This window comes from Vibrio sp. 10N.239.312.C11, assembly GCF_041466065.1.
In the GTDB taxonomy this organism is placed as follows: Bacteria; Pseudomonadota; Gammaproteobacteria; order Enterobacterales; family Vibrionaceae; genus Vibrio; species Vibrio tasmaniensis_A.
On sequence record NZ_JBFSRZ010000100.1, the window covers coordinates 1 to 6057 of the forward strand.

A 6057-nucleotide genomic window follows, 5' to 3' on the forward strand; every position below is an offset into this window, starting at 1 on the left:
CTGATCAGATCGTAGGTTCTTGATTTAGTTCCATTGAATTACGCAACAAAGCCGCTTTAACCAGGCATTTAGCTCGGATTACTTAGACCAATATGCTTACAGTTTGGGTGTGAAATATAAGTTCAATAAGGAGAAGTCAACAGTTGAACTGCAACCTGTTTATGAACGTAATGTTATTGAAGATAAAGTAAAAGAAGTCGTACAACCTATATCGGAAGATCTAAAACTGGTCGAACATATTATTGAAGATGTTCCGGAACCAAAGCCTTATATTAATAAGGAATTGAGATATTCGCTTGATTATGTCGTTAAAGAAGGTGATTACATCTACCAGATATGCCGACGATTTAATATTTCCTTTAATGAATTTCTACGCCTGAACAAAGATTATTTCTCTGGTCGGAATTTGGATTACATATACCCAAATGAAATTGTAAAAGTGAAAAATTTGAAAAATTAATACTCATATGGCTCGTTGCTTTAACTATTGGTTTCGATTAAGTCTTTGTATTAATTCATTTAATAAATGCGTGAGAATAATAATGAAGAAATTATATTTTGCCTTACTAGCAATACCTTTTGCACTATTGGGTTGTGGTGGAGAAAGTTCTGGTAGTTCAACACCGAGCAATGATCGGCCGGTAGAGAAAGAACCAGTGGTTTATACTCAAGATGGCATTGTACGTACTTACACAGAACAAAAGCTCTCGATAGATTTGAGCGAGCGAAACTCTATCTCAAATAGCGAAGCGTTGTTGATCGACGACATCACCAATGTTACGGGTAATAGTCAGTGTGACCCTGCTGCAGTTTCGGGTATGACATTTGAGTTGGACGCTTTTGATAATCCGACGATGTGCCAGTACCAATACTCGCTGCGTAGCGTGGAATCTGGAACAACGTTCGCGAATCCAAGAATGGTCACGAGTGTACTAGTCGAAAAGCGCACAATGATCATGCCAAATAGCCTTGCTAGTCTGTACTCTTTGCCGTCGACAACACTTCCACCTACTACCGCGTTTATTTCCACTCCTGGACGCGTGATAAACATTGATTTGAAAGCTCAGCTAGCGAGCATATTTCCAACGGACAGTGAAGATAACGATTACGTTCTATCTAGCACGATATTAGTGCTTGGCTCAGGTAGTGCTAAAGCAATATCGAGTGACGAAAAATGGAGCATTGTTGAATACAACAGTGACGCCAACGATCCAGGCGGAATTACGCGCTTAATTTATTCATTATCTGACGATTTTGACGGTGATGGTGTAGGGGACTTTAAAGTTGGTGCGATTGATATCAGCATAAGCTCATCAGATGATAACAGTAACCCCGAAACTAAGTACTTCCAGTGGACCAATAATGGTTCGGCTATCAAAGTTGGTCAAAAATACACGATTGATGTCGCGAGTGATATCAGTGCCGAGTGTACTTATGGACGTGAATCTCACGATACCCAAGGTAGCTGTATTTACGATGCAGATAATGATGCCCTTCAATTGGTTGGTGCGTATTCATATGATGCCACCGTTGCGCCAACGAACTTAACCCAATTGGATAGTACTGAGTTCGATGTAACATTTGGACGTGCTGGTTGGCACGATATTTCCTACCAAGTTAGCGACCACTATGGCGGTTTTGCGACAGGTATTGTTCGTGTTTACGTAAAAGAAAACATTGCCCCAATATTAAACGACAGTTTATATATTTGGTACACAACCGCAGGTACTGACATGTCAATTGGCGCAGCTGCTCTTGCAACTGATATTGATGGTGACACAGTTACGTTCAAGTCAATTACTATGCCGCCAGCTTCTTCAGATAAGCTAAAAGTTGAAATATCAACCGATAAGTCAAAGCTACAAGTTGCTGCCCTCGCTGACGTAGTAGGTACTTACTTCTTCGACGTTGTACTGACTGATGGTGAAGCCGATATCACGCAACATTGGGCGGTAGTTGCTAATTCAGCTAGCCATCTATTTTTAAAAGATGAAGTTGAAAGAACATTTAGTACGAATACAAACATACCAATAATGATCGATATACCGTCTCTAGTTGACGGGTATCTTAGTGATGAAGAAAGGGCCAATGCTGAAGTCGTAGGTTTTTCATTCGCGTTGTTGGGTACGGTTGAAATCTTTGATTCGCACAACGTTATCTATAGGCCTAATGAAAACGCGATAGGAGTGGATGACTTTATTTTTGAAGTTAGGACAGAATTGGGGGGGCATATTTATGGCAACGTGAATATTTATCTTGGTAATCCACCTGTATTAGAGATCGCAGAGATTGATGCTACAGAAGGGGAAAATGATCTTATTACCGCATCAGTGATTTGTGAGTATTGCGACGTCAGTCAATACGAGTACAGATGGATAATAGATGGAGAGTTGGTTTCAACTGACAAGTCATTTACAATCACACCGGGGCAAAGACCACATTCAGTAACTTTGTTTGTTAGCGGTTTCGATGTATTTGGCCAAAGTGTTGTTAGTGTAAGATCATTCGACTTTTTTAAAATTACTGTCGGAACGTTTGCCAGTCCTGCGGAAAGCTGTAATGCAATTTTTAACGAGTATAACTCAAAGTATTCTTTGGTCGTGGATGATGGTGAATACTGGATAAATGGAGCTACAGGAAAGTACAAAACACAGTGCGATATGGTAACGATTCCGCAGAGTTTGAGTCAGAGTAAGATGAGTCCCGGAGGGTATACATTAATTTGGTCATACTCAGAAAGAACTAATTTAACTCGATTTGGTGGAAATAACACTGTTTTCAGTCAAGACGGTAAAGGACTTCGCTGGGGAACATCGTCTCAGTTTTCCGAAGGCATTGGCCTTGTATCTGATGATGACACCTCTGTAAACTATAACAATTTTCGTATTAGCGCCGGTGAAGCCGCTAGATTGAATAACAGACATATTCGTTTAAATTACACGTCAGATCCTTCAGTAAATACAATAGATAAGGACACAGATGATGTTGTACTTAATTGGCAAATTGAGACAACCTCTCCAGATGGATATAGTTTAGTTGGTCGAAATCTCGATGGTGGAACATACGGTTTAAATGGGATCGGATTTAAGGGTCGTGTTCATGGATTGGGTTTCGAGCTTACGCCAGCTAATCCTATGCTGATATATTTCAACGGAGAAATCGCTAATTCAGCTGTTAATTACGCCTTTGTTCGTCAGTCGTCTTCTTGGGCGTGGCATATTTGGACTTGGGTCCCAATGGCTACAAGTAGCTTTTCCTTAGGTGTTGCCTTAGATACTGTGTTTGGTGGTTGGAACGCTACGCTACATGATGAAGCTGACCTATTCGGGAAGTGTACATCTCCCGAATTCATTACTATTCTAAGTGTCAGAGCATTGGGTTGTAATGGGAGAAATGGAGGAGCGATGACATACCATGAAAATATTAACCACAATGAAGGTTATGTTATGCAATGGTGGGTGAAGTAAAACTGATTTAATATATTTTAAGTATCAGCCCATCAACTGATGGGCTCTTTTTATTGGTGCTTTGTAAGGACAATCCGATTGTTTTGAACTCAATAGGGATTTGTCATAAGGGTATTGTATGAAATTAAGTACCAAGGAGTTCTATCGTGACTCTGGAGTTTAAAGAAAGCCTATCCCTTTGGATTGAAACTAAAGGGATCTCAAGGAAAGAACTGATTGCTATTCTTCAAAGTGAAAACTACGAAGAATTCAAAGGTTTAGATTCGATTACGTTAAGCCGGTGGTTAAATGGAAAAAGCACACCACCATTATACAAGCAGTTTTATATCGCGAAGTGTCTGGGTGTAGAATTAAAAGAATATATCTGCTCTTTGGATTTGTCCAAAATTAAGAGTCCTACAAAGTATGGCATAACTCTTTACAATTTGACCAAGGCACTTGATTTTTCAATTTCAGTACTCTCTTATCGTTATGTACCTAAATATGTCAGGTCGGAGATTTCTAATGATAGTTTTCAAGAACATCTTGACAAATTCGGCGACTTTTATGGCAATATTTCATCTTTAAATAAATTTAAACACGATTTGTATAATATGGGAAACGATATCGATTACAAAAGCGTTGTACTTAAAAATGAAGATGATGAGATAATAGGTCATTGGGCAGGTATTCTCGATATAAAAAAGCTAAATGGATCCCCATCGTTCATCACTATATCGCCAAATGAAGTAGATAAAAGTTGTTTAGTGTTTTTAGGATATTATATTAATTCGGAACATTATTTTGAACTTATCGTTCAAGCTATTTGTTTATATTTAATATCTTATGTCAAAACTAAAGATTACGTTTATTTATTTAATTTGGACTATCAACCGATAATTGAGTTCTGTAAGTTAATATTTAATGCAGAAGAAGTTAGGTATTATCCATCATTAGATAAAAAAGATAAAATGGGCGTGCGTTTGCTTAAATTTAACATTATCAAATCCATTTCTAACCCAACTATCTTGTCATTGATACAAATAAGGTTAAATTGTCTTTCGGCATGCAATTATGAAAGTTGTAAACTATGCAATTTGCGAGGAATTAAAGGGTAATAAAAATAAAAATAAATATAATTTTATTGTGATGGATAAATTATGGCACTGTTCATAAGTCATACAGTGCCGTAAATTATTAACTTAATAAGACAGGTATGTTAGTTAGATTTCAATTGGGAAAGTGTTATACAAATAACCTTGTAACGCCCAAGTGTTTTTTAGATTTTCAGATATCCATTCCTTGTCACTTTCACTTTCTATGTATTCAACAATTAATTTTAGATCGTACTTTTTAAGTATCTCCTCAATATAATTCAAATTGTTGGTTATAGATGAAAAATCAATTTTTATAAAGTTGTATACCTTGGCATCCAACTCGTCGTTTCTAAAATCACCTTCGTTGATGTTATAATCATCCAAAGCTAACAATATTTTATTTTTCTTTAAAAAATATATACCTTCATCTATTTTGGAACATTTTCCGCAAATATCTCGCTCCGTTAATTCAATGATAAGGCTGGCATTTTGATGTGCTAGTTTTTTAGATAAAATAACAATGTCGCAAAGAAGAAATTTATCACATAAGTGACTTCTTTCTAAATTAACAAAAAGACTTTTACCTGATAAAAGTTGCCCTCCACCTTCTATATAATTTTCGATTCGTCTCATTAATTTTTTGGTAGGATGAGGATACATCAGGCCTTTGTTGTATATTTCATCAACTTGTCTGACAGAAAATCCTTTAGCATCGATTAGTATTTCATAACCTATGTTTATCCCCTCTAAATTTGTTATTTCTTGTAACTTGTAGTTAAGATTGTACTTATTTGCTATTTCTCGTCCTGATAAGTATTGTTCAAAAAGAAAACACATACTTTTAATTCCTTTCAGGTTATAGTTGTTGGCTTGCTCTCAATAAATGTCCATTTAAGAACAACTAAAAAGTATACTATTGTTCATGAGGGAAAATTTATTCAACAGTCGCTGGATAATCATTGTCGCGCTTCAGAATAAATTGATTTAATCAACTCCCTCTCTTCTTCAGTAAGAATCAGCTCTTTCTTATCAAAACCGCCTAATTTAGAATTAATGATATCCCTTAATTCTCTTAATTGATGACTTTTTAATTTCATTAAATTACATTTAATTATGCTAAATTGACTTTCATTCATCATAGAATCGTAATGCCGAAAAGGTTTAAGCAAACATTACCATTATTGGTAAGAGAGCTGATTAGCACTCACTGATTATTTCAACATGTGGTGCTAATGAATATTATGACATCATCTAACTCTAAATATAAATCGGCAATTTTTGCACATGTATTTTTCTTTAATACCAATAATTTTTTCTATTAAAGTCTTGTGAATTCTTATAATAATACGTTTACTACAACCACATTCCATCTGACAACTCAGCTTCACTTAAAATGACAATATAAGTAAGCATTACGAAAGTTTGTTAGCACATAAATTCTAATTATATGGGCGTGCTAACAGGCTTTGTTGCGTAATTCAATGGAACTAAATCAAGAACCTACGATCTGATCA

General features: G+C 36.1%; 5 protein-coding genes. 3 read left to right on the plus strand and 2 right to left on the minus strand.

The genetic code is table 11. The annotated features are described in order from the left end of the window. Nucleotides 1–109: 109 nt before the first annotated feature. The 3 genes from AB6D07_RS22385 to AB6D07_RS22395 all read left to right on the plus strand — a co-directional run bounded on the left by AB6D07_RS22385 (nt 110) and on the right by AB6D07_RS22395 (nt 4564). Nucleotides 110–460 (plus strand): LysM domain-containing protein, encoded by a 351-nt coding sequence (locus tag AB6D07_RS22385; protein WP_372140756.1) that lies wholly within the window; start codon nt 110–112, stop codon nt 458–460. A gap of 196 nt (nt 461–656) precedes the next feature. After that, nucleotides 657–3467: a hypothetical protein gene (locus tag AB6D07_RS22390; protein WP_372095969.1), complete on the plus strand. Its 2811-nt coding sequence runs from the start codon at nt 657–659 to the stop codon at nt 3465–3467. 146 nt (nt 3468–3613) lie between these two features. Continuing rightward, nucleotides 3614–4564 (plus strand): helix-turn-helix transcriptional regulator, encoded by a 951-nt coding sequence (locus AB6D07_RS22395; protein ID WP_017102330.1) that lies wholly within the window; start codon nt 3614–3616, stop codon nt 4562–4564. Between the two features lie 105 nt (nt 4565–4669). On the opposite strand, the gene AB6D07_RS22400 is transcribed toward AB6D07_RS22395, so the two are convergent. Together AB6D07_RS22400 and AB6D07_RS22405 are read right to left on the minus strand one after the other, a co-directional pair. Then, on the minus strand, nt 4670–5380 hold the full coding sequence (locus tag AB6D07_RS22400) for an EAL domain-containing protein (protein WP_017102331.1): 711 nt from the start codon (nt 5378–5380) through the stop codon (nt 4670–4672). A gap of 119 nt (nt 5381–5499) precedes the next feature. Next, on the minus strand, nt 5500–5640 hold the full coding sequence (locus AB6D07_RS22405) for a hypothetical protein (RefSeq protein ID WP_158008876.1): 141 nt from the start codon (nt 5638–5640) through the stop codon (nt 5500–5502). Between the last annotated feature and the right edge of the window lie 417 nt (nt 5641–6057).